General features: G+C 61.8%; 10 protein-coding genes. 6 read left to right on the forward strand and 4 right to left on the reverse strand.

What is annotated here, in order from left to right:
• Positions 1–35: 35 nt before the first annotated feature.
• The 4 genes from hrpA to Q0P52_RS15510 form a co-directional block, all read right to left on the reverse strand.
• Positions 36–3,974, reverse strand: coding sequence for an ATP-dependent RNA helicase HrpA (gene hrpA / locus Q0P52_RS15495; protein ID WP_293764795.1), 3,939 nt, complete (start codon positions 3,972–3,974; stop codon positions 36–38).
• Between the two features lie 397 nt (positions 3,975–4,371).
• Positions 4,372–5,859, reverse strand: coding sequence for a methyl-accepting chemotaxis protein (locus tag Q0P52_RS15500; protein WP_293764794.1), 1,488 nt, complete (start codon positions 5,857–5,859; stop codon positions 4,372–4,374).
• A gap of 236 nt (positions 5,860–6,095) precedes the next feature.
• A complete protein-coding gene (pta, locus tag Q0P52_RS15505) occupies positions 6,096–8,174 on the reverse strand; it encodes a phosphate acetyltransferase (protein ID WP_293764792.1) in 2,079 nt (692 codons plus the stop codon).
• A 16-nt stretch (positions 8,175–8,190) separates the two neighbouring features.
• Positions 8,191–9,384, reverse strand: coding sequence for an acetate kinase (locus Q0P52_RS15510; protein ID WP_293764791.1), 1,194 nt, complete (start codon positions 9,382–9,384; stop codon positions 8,191–8,193).
• A gap of 657 nt (positions 9,385–10,041) precedes the next feature.
• On the opposite strand from Q0P52_RS15510, the gene Q0P52_RS15515 reads away from it, so the two are divergent.
• The 6 genes from Q0P52_RS15515 to Q0P52_RS15540 all read left to right on the forward strand — a co-directional run bounded on the left by Q0P52_RS15515 (position 10,042) and on the right by Q0P52_RS15540 (position 16,312).
• On the forward strand, positions 10,042–11,151 hold the full coding sequence (locus Q0P52_RS15515; protein WP_293764790.1) for an aromatic ring-hydroxylating dioxygenase subunit alpha: 1,110 nt from the start codon (positions 10,042–10,044) through the stop codon (positions 11,149–11,151).
• Between the two features lie 69 nt (positions 11,152–11,220).
• On the forward strand, positions 11,221–11,745 hold the full coding sequence (locus Q0P52_RS15520; protein WP_293764788.1) for a hypothetical protein: 525 nt from the start codon (positions 11,221–11,223) through the stop codon (positions 11,743–11,745).
• Positions 11,742–12,656: a DMT family transporter gene (locus Q0P52_RS15525; protein WP_293764786.1), complete on the forward strand. Its 915-nt coding sequence runs from the start codon at positions 11,742–11,744 to the stop codon at positions 12,654–12,656. The genes Q0P52_RS15520 and Q0P52_RS15525 overlap by 4 nt, the downstream gene beginning before the upstream one ends.
• Positions 12,657–12,714: 58 nt before the next feature.
• Positions 12,715–13,527: a DMT family transporter gene (locus tag Q0P52_RS15530; protein WP_366062532.1), complete on the forward strand. Its 813-nt coding sequence runs from the start codon at positions 12,715–12,717 to the stop codon at positions 13,525–13,527.
• A gap of 70 nt (positions 13,528–13,597) precedes the next feature.
• Positions 13,598–13,954: an STAS/SEC14 domain-containing protein gene (locus Q0P52_RS15535; protein ID WP_293764784.1), complete on the forward strand. Its 357-nt coding sequence runs from the start codon at positions 13,598–13,600 to the stop codon at positions 13,952–13,954.
• A 60-nt stretch (positions 13,955–14,014) separates the two neighbouring features.
• The gene (locus Q0P52_RS15540; protein ID WP_293764782.1) at positions 14,015–16,312 is read left to right on the forward strand and encodes a Tex family protein; all 2,298 of its coding nucleotides are present in this window, start codon (positions 14,015–14,017) and stop codon (positions 16,310–16,312) included.
• Positions 16,313–16,426 lie beyond the last annotated feature (114 nt).

Here is a 16,426-nt window from a genome sequence, read left to right on the forward strand (position 1 = left end):
GTAATGCATCCGGCATTGTTGCTGTTTGACTGGCGTCATTGTTTCGGCAGCTCTTGCCAGACCTTTTGCAGCCGCTTCAGGGAGACAGGATAAGGCGTTTTCAGTTCTTGGGCGAACAGGCTGACGCGCAACTCCTCAATGTGCCAGCGGAAGGCGCGCAAGGGTTCGGAAGCGCCGCCCTTGTCCTCTTCTTCGGCCAACCTGTCTTCCCATTGTTGCCACAGTTGGCGGATTTCCGCCGCGCGCTGGCCATCGCGCTGCGGATTGGTCACCTGTTTTTCCATACGCAGGGTCATGGCCTTCATATAGCGGGTGATATGCGGCAGCTGGGACCAAGGCGTGTCGCTGAGGAAACCGGTGTAAACCAGCTTGCCCAATTGCTGCTGCAGCTCATAACCCAGCTTGTGCTTCTGCAGGCGGGGCTGCAGCGCGTTGTACTCGGCGGCGATCTGGCTCAAGTACTGGGTGACGGCCTGAATGACGGCCGGCAGGCGGGTGCGGGCGCGGGATTTCTGATCGTTGAACGCTTTTTCGCTGCGCGGCAAAGCGTCTTCACCGATGAAGGCGCGGTCGCAGATGCAGGCGATGGCGTCGGCCAGCAACTGGTCGACATTGCCCACCGCGCGCAGTTGCAGGCCAATCTGCGTCATGCCCGGCAAGCCCTTGGACAGCTGCTTCATCTGCTCTTTGAGCTGCAGTTGCAAGAGACGGATCACGCCCTGGCGGTGGTGCCGCTCGGCTTGCGGCTGGGTGTCGAACAGGCGGATGGCCACCTTGTCTTGCTCGACGGACAGCGCCGGGAAACCGGTAAGTTGCTGGCGGCCGCGCGCGAACTGGATGCTTTCCGGCAGCTCGCCGAAATCCCAGCTGCTGACATCGTCGCGCTCGAACTCTGCCGAGGTGTCGCGGAAGGTCAGCTGTGCGGCCTGACCGAATTGTTTTTGCAGCGCCAAGAGGTCGCGGCCCAAGCCGATTTCCTGCTTGCCGTCGTCAATCACGCGGAAGTTGAACAGCATGTGCGCCGGCAACTCCTGCTGCTGGAAGGATTCCAGCTCCACCTTCAGGCCGCCGGTTTCACGCAGGATGAAGCGAGCCAGTTGCGAGGCGATAGCCTGCTGGGTGTCCGGGTTGGTGCTGAGGAAGCGCGTGATGAAATCCGGCACCGGCACGCAAGTGCGGCGGATCTGTTTCGGCAAACCTTTGATCAACTGCTGCAGCTTTTCCCGAATCATGCCCGGCACCAGCCATTCGAAGGGCGCGGGCTGTAAACGGTTGAGGATGGCCAGCGGGACGTCGATGGTGACGCCGTCCAGCGGGTGATTGGGCTCGAAGCGGTAGCGCAGGCGCAACTTGCCGTCTTCGTGTTCCAGCCATTCGGGGAACTGGTTTTCCGTGACATGCTGGGCGGCGTGGCGCATCAGCTCTTCGCGGGTGAGGAACAGGCGCTTGGGCTCGGATTTTTCCGCTTCCTTGCGCCAGGCCTCGAAACTGGCGGCATCCACCACATCGGCCGGAATGCGTTCGTTGTAGAAGGCGTACAGCGCTTCTTCGTCCACCAGCACGTCTTGGCGGCGGGCTTTGTGTTCCAGCTGTTCCACTTCGCGGATCAGCTGCTGGTTGCGCTGGAAGAAGGGCGCATTGCTGACGTAGTCCATGGCCACCAGCGCGCCGCGAATGAACAGCTCGCGCGCTTCTACCGGCGCGATGCGGCCATAGCTGACCGGGCGTCGCGCCACCAGCGTCAGACTGTAGAGGGTGACGCGTTCGCTGGCCACCACTTCGCCGCGGCTCTTTTCCCAGTGCGGGTCGAAGTAATGGTACTTCACCAGATGCGGGGCCAGTTTTTCCACCCACTCCGGCTCAATGCGGGCCACGCAACGGGCGTAGAGGCGGGTGGTTTCCACCAGTTCGGCGGCTACCAGCCATTTCGGGCGGGATTTTTTCAGGCCGGAACCGGGGAAAACATGAAAGCCAACGCCGCGCGCGCCTTGGTACTCGTCGTTTTCCGGGTGTTTCATACCGATATTGCCCACCAGGCCGGTAAGCAGGGCCTTGTGCAGGTTTTCGTAGATGGCGGCGTCCAGTTGCTGGCGTTTTTTCTGCGTCATCTGCGCGTCGGGCTGTTCCGCGTCGGCATGCGCTTCGTCGCGACTGATCAGCCCCATGTCGCTGGCGATTTCCGCCAGCTGGCCATGCAGTTCGCGCCATTCGCGCAGGCGCAAGTAGGACAGGAAGTGTTCGTGGCAGGTATTGACCAGCTGCCGGCTGGATTTGCGATGCTTGAGCGCGTCGCTGAAGAAATCCCACAAGTGCAGGTAGGAGAGGAAGTCCGATTTTTCATCGTTGAAGCGTGCTTGCGCGCGTTCGGCGGCTTCGCGGGCGTCGAAGGGGCGCTCGCGCGGGTCTTGAATGGACAGGGCGGCGGCGATGATCAGCATCTCGCGCGCGCAGCCGTATTCCTTGCCGGCCAGCAGCAGGCGGCCCACTTTCGGGTCTACCGGGATGCGCGCCAATTCCTTGCCTACCGGCGTGAGTTCGCCGGCCTCGCTGACGGCGCCCAGTTCGGTCAGCACCTGATAGCCGTCGGCGATCAGGCGGCTGGATGGCGCTTCGAGGAAGGGGAAGGCGTCCACTTTGCCTAATCGCAATGCGGCCATGCGCAGAATCACGGCGGCCAGATTGCTGCGGACGATTTCCGGGTCGGTAAAGGCGGGGCGGGCATTGAAATCATCCTCGCCGTACAGGCGCACGCAGATACCGGCTTCGACGCGGCCGCATCGGCCGGCGCGTTGGCGGGCCGCGGCCTGCGAAATCTTTTCCACCTGCAGCTGCTCCACCTTGGCGCGCGGGCTGTAGCGGTTAATGCGGGCAAGGCCGGTGTCGATGACGAATTTGATGCCCGGTACGGTCAGCGAGGTTTCCGCCACGTTGGTGGCCAGTACGATGCGACGACCGCCGGAGGGTTTGAAGATTTTCTGCTGGTCTTCATTGGAAAGGCGGGCAAACAGCGGCAGGATTTCGTAGCCGCGAATGCCGGATTTGCGCAGTTTTTCCGCAGTGTCGCGGATTTCCCGCTCGCCGGGCAGGAAGACCAGCATGTCGCCCGCGCCCTGGCGCGATAACTCATCCACCGCGTCGACAATGGCGTCTTCCATTTCCATTTCGCGCTCGTCTTCATCGCGCTGCTTCAGCGGGCGATAGCGCACCTCCACCGGATAGGTGCGGCCGGACACCTCAATCACCGGCGCGCCGTCAAAGTGCCGGGAGAAACGGTCGGCGTCGATGGTGGCGGAGGTGATGATGATTTTCAGGTCGGGACGGCGCGGCAGTAGCTGTTTGAGGTAGCCGAGCAGAAAGTCGATGTTGAGGCTGCGTTCGTGCGCCTCGTCGATGATGATGGTGTCGTAGGCTTCCAGATAACGGTCGGTCTGGGTTTCGGCCAACATGATGCCGTCGGTCATCAGTTTGATGACCGACTTCTCCGACAGTTTGTCGGTGAAGCGCACCTTGAAACCGACATGCTCGCCCAGCGTGGTGTCCAGCTCTTGCGCAATGCGGGTGGCTACCGAGCGCGCCGCCAGCCGGCGAGGTTGGGTATGGCCGATCAGGCCATAGATGCCGCGTCCCAGTTCCAGGCAGATTTTGGGCAACTGCGTGGTTTTGCCCGAGCCTGTTTCGCCGCAGATGATCACCACCTGATGAGCCGCAATGGCACTCTTGATGTCGTCCAGCTTCTGATTCACCGGCAGCGCATCGTCGAAGCGGGGCTTGGGCAGATGGCGGCGGCGGGCCTCGGCGCGGGAGGCGGATTTGTCGATCTGGGCGGTGATGTCGGCCAGCAGACGGTCAACGGGCTGTTGGCGCTTTTGCCGATCGGCAGCATCGGCCAGTTTGCGGCGCAGGCCGTGACGGTCGCGCAGCAGGCAGTGGGACAGGCGGGATTTCAGCTCGGCAAGAGAGGGGACGGACGTCATGGGGCAAAGAGCGCTGGAAGACACAAAGCGCGCATTATACCAGAGCCCCGGTCGCGGCTGAGCACGCGACTAACCCCCTCTTGTTTTCTGATCGAAAAGCGAGGAGCCCTTGCAGGGCGGGGGCGGGAATCAGTGGAATGCCTGCGGCCTCAGCCAGGCCAGCTAACAAAATACCTGATCCTGCGTTGCGACTCCCTGTTGCACTATGCACTGCCTGCGTCGGCGCGCCGTGGCTCAGGGCCTCGGTGGGCTGCTGTTGGCGACTTCCGCCAAGGTGAAAGGCAGGGCTTTTCCGGGGGGCGCGCCATCTTGTCCAATGACTTGATCGGCAAGTTGTGACAAGGCCGCCTTGCGGCGGCCTTGTCCTGCGTGCTGGTGAAGCGACGTGCGCCCGGTTTCAGACGAGGGTCGCGTGTCGCTCGCTTTGCGCCGAAGAGCGGCCCAGTTCGTCCAGCAGCTGATCCAGCCGGCGGATGGCGTCGGCGATGGAGCTGGTTTCCGTGGACAGGGCGCGGGTGGATTCGCCGACGGCGGTGATATCGCTGGCAAACTGGGCAAAACCCTGGTTCTGCGATTGCTCCGCCTGCGACACCTGGTCCAGCAGGCCGGCCAGTTGGCGGGTTTCCGCAATGATGCCCTGCAGTTTTTCCTGCGCCTCATGGGCATTGTCGCGGCCGGATTTCATCTGGCTGTTGCCATCGCGCATGGCGACGATGGCCTGATTGGTGCCGTCCACGATCAGCTTGATCTTGCTTTCGATGTCCAGCGTCGCGTTTTGCGTGCGTTCGGCCAACTTGCGCACCTCATCGGCTACTACGGCGAAGCCGCGCCCCATTTCGCCGGCGCGGGCGGCTTCGATGGCGGCGTTCAGCGCCAGCAGGTTGGTCTGGTCGGCGATGTCGCGAATCAACTGGACGATGCCGTTGACTTCCGTGCTGCGCTGGCCAAGCTCTTCCAGTTTGCTGGCGGCCAGCGAAATCACCTCGCCGGCGCGGCCCAGTTGTCGCATGGCCTGATCCATGACTTCGCCGCCGGTTGCCGCCGCAGTGCCGGCGGTTTGCGCCAGGTGGGTGGCGGTGGCGGATTGTTCTGCGTTCTGGCTGGTAACCACGGCCATTTGTTGGGCTACGGCCACCATATCTTCAGCGCGGCTGCGCTGGTCGGCCATTGTGTTGGCCATTAACCCGGTGCTGTCGGTAATGTCCCGGCTGGCGCTGCTGGCGGCCTGAATGGAACGGGTGACTTGCTCCATCAGCGCCTGCATGGCGCGCGAGGTCTGTTCCGCCTCGGCGCGGGCTTTTTCCAGCCGCTCGAAGCTTTTCACCTTGGCCTTGTCGAAGGCCAGCGCCAGCGACAGCACCACAATGGTGAGGCCGATCAGCGATTTGGCCTGCAGGGTGGGGATTTCTTCGTGTTTGATCGGCACGACCGGCAGGGCGCCGCGCTGCGAGGAGAGAAACCAGAACAGGCCGATCGCCAGCACGGTCATTGCCATCCAGATCCAGCCGGAGCGGCGCGATGACACAAAAATGGCGGTAAACGGGATGGAGGCGAACCACACCACGCTGGTGGACATGATGCCGCCGTTGACATACACCATCCAGCTCACCATGGCGAACATGCTGGCGATGATGAATTGGCCGGCGAAAGGCACGGCGCCGGTGAGTTTGAGCAGGAAAGTACCCAGCAGCAGACACAGGCCGCCCAGCGCGATGCCGATGCCCATGGCTGGATGGCCCAGCATGAAGTACTCGATGGAAAACAGGGGGGCGATACATCCAGCCAAGAGGCCGACGCCGACAACGGTGCGCGCGCGAATGGCGGATTCCGGTGATTGTCGGACATGCTCAGGGATGAACCAGTCAGTAATGGTATTGGCAGCCATCGCAGCTTCCTCCTCGTTGCAATATTTATTAATTGTTCTGACAGCTATGTTGCTGTTTTGTAAGTATTGAGTCGCAGTGAAGAAATGTAAAACATCCGTTTGAATTGAGCAACGAAAACTGCAGCTGCCAGCGGTATGAGCTTGTACGGAATGCGGGGTGGTGTCGGCTGAAACGCGTTAGCAAAAGAAAAAGCCCGCCGGAGCGGGCTTTGAAGCGTGTGGCAAGCTGTACGGCGTTATTGCACGGATTGAATGGCGGTCAGTGCAATGGTGTAAACGATGTCGTCCACCAGCGCGCCGCGCGACAGATCGTTGACCGGCTTGCGCAGGCCTTGCAGCATCGGCCCCACACTGACTACGCCAGCCGAGCGCTGGACCGCCTTGTAGGTGGTGTTGCCCGTGTTGAGGTCGGGGAAGACGAATACATTGGCGCGGCCGGCCACCGGGCTGTCCGGGGCTTTCTGGCGGCCAACCGATTCCACGCTGGCGGCGTCGTATTGCATCGGGCCGTCGATGACCAGTTGCGGACGTTTTTCGCGCGCGATGCGGGTGGCTTCGCGCACTTTTTCCACGTCGCTGCCGGAGCCGGAGCTGCCGGTGGAATAGGAGATCATCGCCACGCGCGGCGGGATGCCGAATGCGGCGGCGGAGTCGGCCGACTGGATGGCGATGTCGGCGAGGTCTTCGGCCGACGGGTCGGGATTCACTGCGCAGTCGCCGTAAACCAGCACTTGCTCCGGCATCAGCATGAAGAAAATGCTGGAGACCAGGCGCGAGCCCGGCGAGGTCTTGATCAGCTGCAGCGCGGGGCGGATGGTGTTGGCCGTGGTATGCACCGCGCCGGACACCAGGCCGTCCACCTCGCCCAGCGCCAGCATCATGGTGCCCAGCACCACGTTGTCTTCCAGTTGCTGCTCGGCCATCGGCGCATTCAGGCCCTTGCCTTTGCGCAGCTCCACCATCGGCTCGATGTAGCGGCCGCGTACTTCATTAGGGTCGAGAATCTCCACCGAATCCGGCAGCGCGACGCCCTGCGCTTCGGCCACTTGCAGGATTTCCTCGCGATTGCCGATCAGCACGCAGTGCGCAATGCGCTTCTCGTGACAGATGGCGGCAGCCTTGACCGTGCGCGGTTCGTTGCCTTCGGGCAAGACGATGCGCTTGCCGGCCTTGCGCGCCTTTTCGATCAGCTGATATCGGAAGGCCGGCGGCGGCATGCGTTGTTCGCGCGGGCTGCCGACATCGCGCTTCAGCTTCTCGGTGTTGAGGTTCTCCGCCACGAAGTCGATGACGCGTTCCATGCGCTCCAGATCGTCCGCTGGCACCTGCCGGCTCATATTGGTGAGCACGCTGGTGGTTTCGAAGGTGTTGTGCGTGGAGGCCATTACCGGCAGGCCGCTGGTGAAGGCCTGGTGGCACAACTGCTGGATGCGCGGGTCGGGCAGGGAGTCGCAGGTTAGCAGCAGGCCCGCCAAGGGCACGCCGTTCATGGCGGCCATGGAGGTGGCCAGCACGATGTCTTCGCGATCGCCCGGCGTGATGATGAGCGCGCCCGGCTTCAGCAGATGCACGACATTGGGCACGGTGCGGGCGGTCACGGCCATGCTGCGGACGCGGCGGCGGCTGATCTGGCCGGCGTGCAGCACGCGGGCTTGCAGGTAGTGGGCCACGTCCAGCGTGCGCGGGGCCAACAGCTCCGGCTCGTTGGGAATGGCGCCCAGCATGCTCAGGCGGTGCTTTTGCAGCAAGCTGCCTGATTCCAGAATCTCCAGCGCCAGTTGCTCGGCGTCTTGATCCTTGCCGACGCGGTTGAGAATGTAGCCGGCGATCTGATCAGGCTGGCCGCCGAAAGCCTGGATGCTCATTTCCAGCTGCTCGGCGATTTCATGGCTGGCCAGCTTGTTGGCGGCGGTTACCAGAATGGTTTGCGCTTGCAGGTTGCGGGCGATCTTGGTGTTCAGATAGGTGGAAAACACCTGTTTCTGATCGGGCACCAGGCCTTCCACAATCATCAGGTCCACATTGTGCGAGGCCTGCTGATAGAGGGAGACGATCTCTTCCATCAGTTGATCGATCTCGCCTTGCGACAGCAGATGCTCCACGCGTTCCATCGGCAGCGGTTCCGGCGGATTGGCGTGGCAGATGGCGCGGGCAAAGTGGGTGGAACGTTCCGGCTCGCTGGTGTCGGCGCCCTGGGCGATGGGTTTGACGAAGCCCACGCGCAGTCCGGATTGCTGCAGCGCCCGGATCAGCCCCAGTGTGATGGATGTCAGGCCGGCATCAAAACCTGTCGGCGCCAGAAAAAGCGTTTGCATGACGGTTCCTCTTGGCTCAGGCGTCCAGACCGGCCAGCGTGGCCGTGTCCTGGGCGATCATCAGCTCTTCATTGGTGTTGATCACCAGCGCCGGTACCGAGTCCGTCGCGCTGATGCGGCCGGCCTTGCCGCGGATGAATGCGTTGTTGGCCGCTTCGTCCAGCTTCAGGCCCAGGAAGCCCAGTTGCTTCATCACGCGGGCGCGCAGGTAGGACGAGTTCTCGCCGATGCCGCCGGTGAAGAGCAGGGCGTCGAGACGGCCCAGCGCCACGGTCAGCGCGGCAATATGCTTGGCCAGTCGGTAGCTGAAGACTTCCAGCGCCAGGATGGCGGCGGCGTCGCCGGCCAGGGCGGCGTCTTCCAGCTCGCGGCAGTCGCTGGAGATTTCAGACAGGCCCAGTAGGCCGGACTGCTTGTTCAGGAGGTCGGTCACGCCGTTCACGTCCAGCTTCAGTTCGGACGCCAGGTAGCCGAACACGCCGGGGTCGATATCGCCGGAGCGGGTGCCCATTACCAGGCCTTCCAGCGGAGTAAGGCCCATGGTGGTGTCCACGCTCTTGCCGCCCAGAATGGCGGCGGCGGAAGCGCCGTTGCCCAAGTGGGCGCACACTACGGCGGTTTCCGCCAGCGGCTTGCCCAGCATGCGGGCGGCTTCCGCGCTGACATATCGGTAGCTGGTGCCGTGGAAGCCGTAGCGGCGCACGCCATGGTCGCGATACAGCGACATCGGCACGGCGTAGAGATAGGCCTGCTCCGGCATGGATTGATGGAAGGCGGTGTCGAACACCGCTACTTGCGGCAGGCCGGGAAACTGCTGGACGGCAGTGCGGATGCCAAGCAGGTGCGCCGGGTTGTGCAGCGGGGCCAGCTTGGCGCACTTTTCGATTTCGGCGACGACGGTATCGTCAATCAGCGCGGAGGCCTTGAAATGCTCGCCGCCGTGCACCACGCGGTGGCCGACGGCCTTGACGCTGTCCAGCAGGTCCAGCGATCGCAGGCGCGAAATGATGGCGTGCATGGCCGCGTCGTGGCTGGCTTCGGTCAGGGGCTGGCTGTCCTTGCCGCTCTCGTGCTTGAAGCTGATGACGCCTTCGGCCAAGCCCAGTTTTTCAGCGAGGCCGGTCAGGACCGCGTCGCCGCTGGCGGTGTCGATAAGGGCGAACTTGAGGGAGGAGCTGCCGCAGTTGATGACGAGAATGCGAGATTTCATAGGCGATGTAGTGAGCAAATTACGTAAAAGGGGGCGGTTTCGTAAATAACCGTGCTTTGGGGCGACTTTGTGTTGGTTTGTGGGGTGTCGCCTCCGTTGGCAAGCCTTGGGATGGCTCCTCTTGCTTCCTTTGTTGCGCATTGGCGCCGCTGCGGATTATCCCCTGCCGGGATGGCTAGTTCAATGCGGGATTGCACTAGCTTGTTCATGCCGGAAGCTCTTGTGTTGCAAACGCTTCAGCCCTGTCGCCGCGTGGGCGGGCAGCGGGGCTGGGGCGTCGCTGGGTGAGGGTGTCATGTCTCCCCGGGGCAACACGAGGCGGTGGCGCAGTCTGACAGCTCGGGATTATAGCATATGGATTAACATACGCTGATGTTGCACTGCGAAAGTCGGGCTAAGTTTATGATTACTAAGGGTGATGCGGGTGTGTAGTTGCGCATGCAAGGGGGGTGGGTCAAAAAAAATGCGTTTTGGGGGTGATTTCGTCATGTTTTTTGACAAATATCACTTGCCCGGGGGGGAGGGGCGGGGCATAATCCCGCCCTCGCATGACTTGGCTTCGGCCTTGTTTTCATTCGATGTTTTTTGATGATTCCGTAAACTCGTTTAGCGAGATTCGGCTGGTCTTATATCTTCTACCACGGAGGTGTGGGAATAATGTCTGATCTGGCTTCTTCGCAGATGCTGCAAGCGTCTGCTGCCCAGCTCCCTGTCTATACCTACTTTGATCCCGCCCATTACGAGCTGGAACAAAAGCTGCTGTTTGCCGATGCCCCGCAGTACTACGGCCACGCCTTGATGGTGCCCAATGAGGGCGACTATCACACGCTGGCGTGGATGGGGCACGGCAAGATGCTCAAGAACGTCGCCGGCGAGATCAAGCTGATCTCCAATGTGTGCCGTCACCGTCAGGCCCTGTTGTATCAGGGTCGCGGCAATGGCAATCACATGGTGTGCAACCTGCACGGCTGGACTTACGACGCCGGCGGTCAACTCATCGGCGCGCCGCATTTCCCGGAAACGCCCTGTCTTAAACTCAACCAGACTGCGCTCACCAACTGGAACGGCCTGCTGTTCGATGCCCATCGCGACATCGCCGCGGACCTCTCCCGTTTGGGCGTGGCCAGACACATGAGCTTCGACGGTTTTGCTTTCCACTCCACGCACACCACCGAGTACGACTTCAACTGGAAAACCTTCATTGAGGTGTATTCGGAGGACTACCACGTCGACCCCTTCCATCCCGGTCTTGGCAATTTCGTCAATTGCGGCGACCTGAAATGGGAGTGGGGCGAGCAGTACCATGTGCAGACCGTTGGCGTGAAAAACCAGCTGGCCCGTTCCGGCAGCAAGGTGTACGGCAAGTGGCACGAACAGGTGCGTCGCCGCTTTGAAGAGCAGCAGCCCGAATTCGGCGCCATCTGGCTGACCTACTACCCCAACATCATGGTGGAGTGGTATCCGCACGTGCTGGTGGTCAGCGTGGCGATTCCGCGCGGTCCGGAAAAGTGCACGGTCATCACTGAGTTCTACTATCCGGAAGACGTGGTCTACTTTGAGCCGGAGTTTGTCGAGGCAGAGCAGGCCGCGTATTTCGAAACCGCGAAAGAGGACGACGAAATCTGCTATCGCATGCACTTGGGACGTCGCGCCTTGTATGAGCGCGGCGAAAGCGAGGTGGGTCCGTATCAGTACCCCACCGAAGAGGGCATGCAGCATTTTCACGAGTTCTATCGCCGCAAACTGGGCGACGCCTTGGCTGGCTAAGCTCGGCGAATCGGTGCAAAATGCGAAGGGCGCAGTCTGGTACTGCGCCTTTTTTCTTGCCTGCAGACCATGTCACCGTCCAAACTGCCGCTCCTTTTCTTGCTGTTGTCATTGCCTTTGCTGAGCTGGGCCAGCAGCTATGTCGACCCGGTCACCCGGCTGTCTTTTACCTTGCCTGCCGGCTGGAAAGTGCGTCCGGCCAGGCTGGACGGCCTGCGTGTGCTGCGCGTCATCCCGCCCAAGCCCGACCAGCGAGAGCGTGCGGCGATTGAAGTCACTGTGGTGGACAGGCCGCAAAAGCGCGGGGATGCGCCGGACAGGCTGGCACGTCGGTTCCGTCAGGCGGACGATGACCGGGAGGCGGCCGCCTTTGTGCGCGCCAACCCCAAAACCGGCCGCGTCGTGACCGAGTATCGTGAAGGTAGCTTCGTCTCCGGCGGCTTGTGGATCGTGCGGCATAATCTCCATGTGTTCCAGCCCATGCCCGGCAAGCGCATCATCGAAGCGCGCTGCGCTGCCAACGCGTCCGAATTCAAAACCTATCGCCGGCAGATGGAAAGCATCTGTCTGTCCGTGAACGAGGTTCACAAATGAGCATTGCTTCCGGCCGCGCCGCCGGAAGCCGACTCTCGTTCAGCCTCATCCTTGCACGACTGAAAACCGGTCGCTTGGGCGCTGGCTGGATGGTGGTGGCGGCCTTGTTCTTTGCGCTGATGAGCTTGTTCGTCAAACTGGGCGGTAGTCGCTTTGGTTCGGTGGAACTGCTGTTCTGGCGCACTTTCATCGGCGCCGTCGTGTTGGGCATCGGCGTACGGGCACAAGGCTTGTCTTTGGCCACGCCGCATTGTGGCGGGCATCTCAAGCGCAGCTTCATCGGCTATCTGTCCATGTCGGCGCTGTTCTACGCCCTGACACGTTTGCCGCTTTCCACCGGGGTGACGCTCAATTACACCTCCTCATTATTTTTCTCCCTGATCTGCATGGTGCATTTTCGCGAGCGGATGTCGCGTGCGTCGGCGCTGGCGCTGCTGCTGGGCTTTGTTGGCATCGTGTTGCTGCTTCGGCCAACCTTCAGTTCCAGCCTGTGGTTTGCCGGGCTGATCGGGCTGCTGTCCGGTGTCAGCGCCGGCTTTGCCGTATTCCAGGTGCGGGAGCTGGGCCAGATGGGCGAGCCTTCTTGGCGGGTGGTGTTCTGGTTCTTTGCCATTGCCAGTGTGTTTGGCCTGGTATGGCTGTTGATCGGTCCTGGCTTTACGCCCATCACCTGGAGCAATGTGGGCTATCTCTTGGGTGTTGGTGTGTTCGGCATGTTGGGCCAGTTGTGCATGACCCGGGCTTACGCCGAAGGACGGAAATATCTGGTGGCTAGCTTTGCCTATCTCACGGTGGTGTTTTCCGCGCTGCTGGGCATGCTGGTGTGGGGCGACGCGCTGACGCTGGAAGCCGCGCTCGCCATATTGTTGATTGTCGGCTCCGGCTTGCTGGCGGCCATCAAGAAGGACTGATTGGGTAGTGGACAAAGCGGTAAGGGCAGGGCGTGGCGTGTCGCTGGGTGCGGGCTGGATGGTGGTGGCTGCGCTGTTTTTCGGTTTGATGGGCGTGTTTGTCAAAATGGGCGCGCGCCATTTCAGCTCTACCGAACTGGTGTTCTGGCGCACGGTACTGGGCGTGGTCGGCGTGGGCGCCGCGGCATGGTGGCGGGGCGAGCGCTTCGTGACGCCGCATTTTCGCTATCATCTGCAGCGCGGGCTGATCGGCTACGCCTCCCTGTTGCTTTATTTCTATGCAATCTCCCGCCTGCCGCTGTCTACGGCAGTAACGCTCAACTACACCTCGCCGATGTTTCTTGCTTTGCTGTCCGTGGTGCTGCTGCGAGAAAAACTCTCCTCGCGCGCCTTGTTGGCGCTGGCGCTCGGGTTTGCCGGCGTGGTGCTGCTGCTTCGGCCAACCCTGGCCAGCGATGCCTGGCAGGCGGGGTTGATGGGCCTGGGGTCCGGCCTGCTGGCCGGTTGGTCTTACCTGCATGTGCGCGAATTGGGCCGGGTGGGCGAACCTGAATGGCGGGTCGTGTTCTATTTTGCTTTCATCAGCACCGTGGGCGGTGCCGTGCTGGTGACCTTGCAGGGCTGGCATCCGGTTGCCTTGGGCGATGTGCCGGCGCTGCTGGGGCTGGGTCTTACCGCCACGTTGGCGCAGTTGGCGATGACGCGGGCCTACAAGGTGGGACGCAAATTCCTCGCCGCCAATCTTTCCTACCTCACCGTGGTGTTTTCCAGCCTGTTCGGCATTGTGTTCTGGGGCGACCAGCTGACAATGCCGGCGCTGTTTGCCATGGGTTTGATCGTAGTTAGCGGTATCCTCGCCAGTCGGCGCTAGAATGACATCATGAGCCGGCAGGGCCGGCCATTGTGACACTCTCACCAACCCATAAATTAGGAGAAACAGCATGATCTCGATCCGTGAACAGGACTATGGCCTTGATGTGGCGCTGTTCAATGAGTTTTCGCTGGCGGATTTCAAGCTGTTCGAAGATGCCCTGCTCAAGCGCGTCGGCGAACGCGGCAAGCCTGATGTGCTGCTTGATCTGTCCGAATTGCGCGACTTCACCCTGGACATGGCGCTGGAAGAGGTGAAGTTCGTGCGCGCGCACGATCAGGATTTTGGTCGCATCGCCATCGTGGTGGATGATGTCTGGATCAAGCTGGCGGCTCATATCGCCGGCCTGCTCACCCACAACCGTCTCGAATACTTTGAAAGCGTGGAAGCGGCTCAGGCTTGGCTGGTGCGCCCGGTGGCTGCTTGATTTTGTGCCGGATGGCGGTACAGTATCGGCTTTTTTGCGCAACACGAAAGCAAGCAGCCGATGTTGAAGAGTGTTTCCAGCCGCCTGGCGGCAGAACTCGCTGTCCGTGAATCCCAGGTCGCCGCCACCATCGAACTGATCGATGGCGGCGCGACTGTTCCCTTCATCGCCCGCTACCGCAAGGAAGTCACCGGCGGACTGGACGACACCCAGTTGCGCACCTTGGCGGAGCGTCTGGTTTATCTGCGCGAGCTGGATGAGCGTCGCGACACCATACTCGGCAGCATCCGCGAACAGGGCAAGCTCACGCCGGAGCTGGAAAGCAGTCTGTACGCCGCCGACAACAAAACCACCCTCGAAGACCTTTACCTTCCCTATAAGCCCAAGCGTCGCACCAAAGCGCAGATCGCCCGCGAGGCGGGTCTGGAGCCGCTGGCGGAGTTGCTGCTGACCGAGCCTTTGCATGATCCGGCGCAGCAAGCCGAGCGCTTCCTTAATGCGGAAGCCGGTTTTGCCGACGCCAAGGCGGTGCTGGATGGCGCGCGCGCCATTCTCATCGAAAGGTTTGCCGAAGACGCCGGCCTGATTGGCCGCCTGCGTGAAAAACTGTGGGCCGAGGGCGAACTGGTTGGTCTTGTCGTGCCTGGCAAGGAAAATGAAGGGGCTAAGTTCTCCGACTATTTCAATCATCGCGAACCGATCCGCAGCACGCCTTCGCATCGTGCGCTGGCTTTGCTGCGTGGCCGCAATGAAGGCGTGCTCTCGCTGGCGCTCAAATACCAGGCGGACGAAACGCCCATCACCGAGCGCTCGGCCTACGAGCAAATCATTGCCGGCCATTTCAACATCCGCGATGCCGGCCGTCCGGCCGACAAGTGGTTGCTGGACGGTGTGCGCCTGTGCTGGCGCGCTAAAATCTTCCTGTCGCTGGAGCTGGAGCTGGTTTCCCGTCTGAAAGACGCTGCCGATGGTGAGGCCATCAAGGTATTTGCCGACAATCTGCACGACCTGCTGCTGGCGGCGCCGGCTGGGCAGCGCGCCACCATGGGGCTGGATCCGGGTCTGCGCACCGGCGTCAAAGTGGCGGTGGTGGACAATACCGGTAAGGTGCTGGACACCACCGCCATCTACCCGCACGAACCCCGCCGCGACTGGGATGGCGCGCTGGCTACGCTGGCCGCGCTTTGCGCGCGCCACAAGGTGGAGCTGATCGCCATCGGCAATGGCACAGCCAGCCGGGAAACCGACAAGCTGGCGCAAGAGCTCATCAAGAAATGGCCGCAGCTGGGCATGAGCAAGATTGTCGTCTCTGAAGCCGGGGCCTCGGTGTACTCCGCCTCCGAGCTGGCGGCGCGCGAATTCCCGGAGATGGATGTCAGCCTGCGCGGCGCGGTATCCATTGCTCGACGTCTGCAAGATCCCTTGGCCGAATTGGTGAAGATCGATCCCAAATCCATTGGTGTCGGCCAGTACCAGCACGACGTCAACCAAAGCCAGCTGGCGCGCGCGCTGGATGCGGTGGTGGAGGATTGCGTCAATGCGGTGGGGGTGGACGTCAATACCGCTTCCGCGCCGCTGCTGGCTCGCATTTCCGGGCTCAACAGCACGCTGGCGGGCAATATCGTCAGCTATCGCGACCAGAATGGTGCCTTTCGCAACCGTAAGGCACTGTTGAAAGTGCCGCGCCTGGGCGAGAAAACCTTCGAGCAGGCGGCGGGTTTTCTGCGCGTCAGCGGAGGGGATAATCCGCTGGATGCGTCAGCGGTTCACCCGGAGGCTTATCCGGTGGTGGAGAGTATCGTGGCTCGTAGTGGTCGCGAAGTGAAATCGCTGATCGGCGACTCCTCCTTCCTCAAGTCCTTGCGCGCCACGGACTACACCGACGAACGTTTCGGCTTGCCCACGGTGATGGACATTCTGCGCGAGCTGGACAAGCCGGGCCGAGACCCGCGCCCGGAGTTCAAGACCGCCGCCTTCCAGGACGGCGTGGAGGACATCAAGGATTTGCAACCCGGCATGGTGCTGGAAGGCGTGGTCACCAATGTGGCCAACTTCGGCGCCTTTGTGGACATCGGCGTGCATCAGGATGGCTTGGTGCACATCTCAGCGCTGTCCAACAAATTCATCGACGACCCGCGCAAAGTGGTCAAGGCTGGCGACGTGGTCAAGGTAAAAGTGATGGAGGTGGATGTGCCGCGCAAGCGCATCGGCCTCACCATGCGTCTCGATGATCAGCCGGGCGCAGCCAGCCGAGGTCCGCGCCCGGAGGGGGGGCAGGGCCGAGCCCGACAAACACAAGCGCAAAAGCCGGCCGGCGATACCGCCATGGCGGCCGCTTTTGCCAAGTTGCGTCGTTGAGTAGGCCGAGAATCATTGATATAGAGTGAATCCGTATCCGCCATGCCCGATAGCGGAGACGCCCGACCCCAAGCCCCTCGCAAGAGGGGCTTTTGTTTTGCGGTTTGCCGAAGG

The organism is uncultured Aquitalea sp., from assembly GCF_945957525.1.
Lineage (GTDB): Bacteria > Pseudomonadota > Gammaproteobacteria > Burkholderiales > Chromobacteriaceae > Aquitalea.

Excerpts from the sequence above, each read along its gene's own strand:
- Q0P52_RS15510 (WP_293764791.1), bottom strand. The coding sequence starts at position 9,384 with ATGAAATCTCGCATTCTCGTCATCAACTGCGGCAGCTCCTCCCTCAAG.
- Q0P52_RS15535 (WP_293764784.1), top strand. The coding sequence starts at position 13,598 with ATGATCTCGATCCGTGAACAGGACTATGGCCTTGATGTGGCGCTGTTC.
- Q0P52_RS15525 (WP_293764786.1), top strand. The coding sequence starts at position 11,742 with ATGAGCATTGCTTCCGGCCGCGCCGCCGGAAGCCGACTCTCGTTCAGC.
- Q0P52_RS15500 (WP_293764794.1), bottom strand. The coding sequence starts at position 5,859 with ATGGCTGCCAATACCATTACTGACTGGTTCATCCCTGAGCATGTCCGA.
- pta (WP_293764792.1), bottom strand. The coding sequence starts at position 8,174 with ATGCAAACGCTTTTTCTGGCGCCGACAGGTTTTGATGCCGGCCTGACA.
- hrpA (WP_293764795.1), bottom strand. The coding sequence starts at position 3,974 with ATGACGTCCGTCCCCTCTCTTGCCGAGCTGAAATCCCGCCTGTCCCAC.
- Q0P52_RS15540 (WP_293764782.1), top strand. The coding sequence starts at position 14,015 with ATGTTGAAGAGTGTTTCCAGCCGCCTGGCGGCAGAACTCGCTGTCCGT.
- Q0P52_RS15520 (WP_293764788.1), top strand. The coding sequence starts at position 11,221 with ATGTCACCGTCCAAACTGCCGCTCCTTTTCTTGCTGTTGTCATTGCCT.
- Q0P52_RS15530 (WP_366062532.1), top strand. The coding sequence starts at position 12,715 with ATGGTGGTGGCTGCGCTGTTTTTCGGTTTGATGGGCGTGTTTGTCAAA.
- Q0P52_RS15515 (WP_293764790.1), top strand. The coding sequence starts at position 10,042 with ATGTCTGATCTGGCTTCTTCGCAGATGCTGCAAGCGTCTGCTGCCCAG.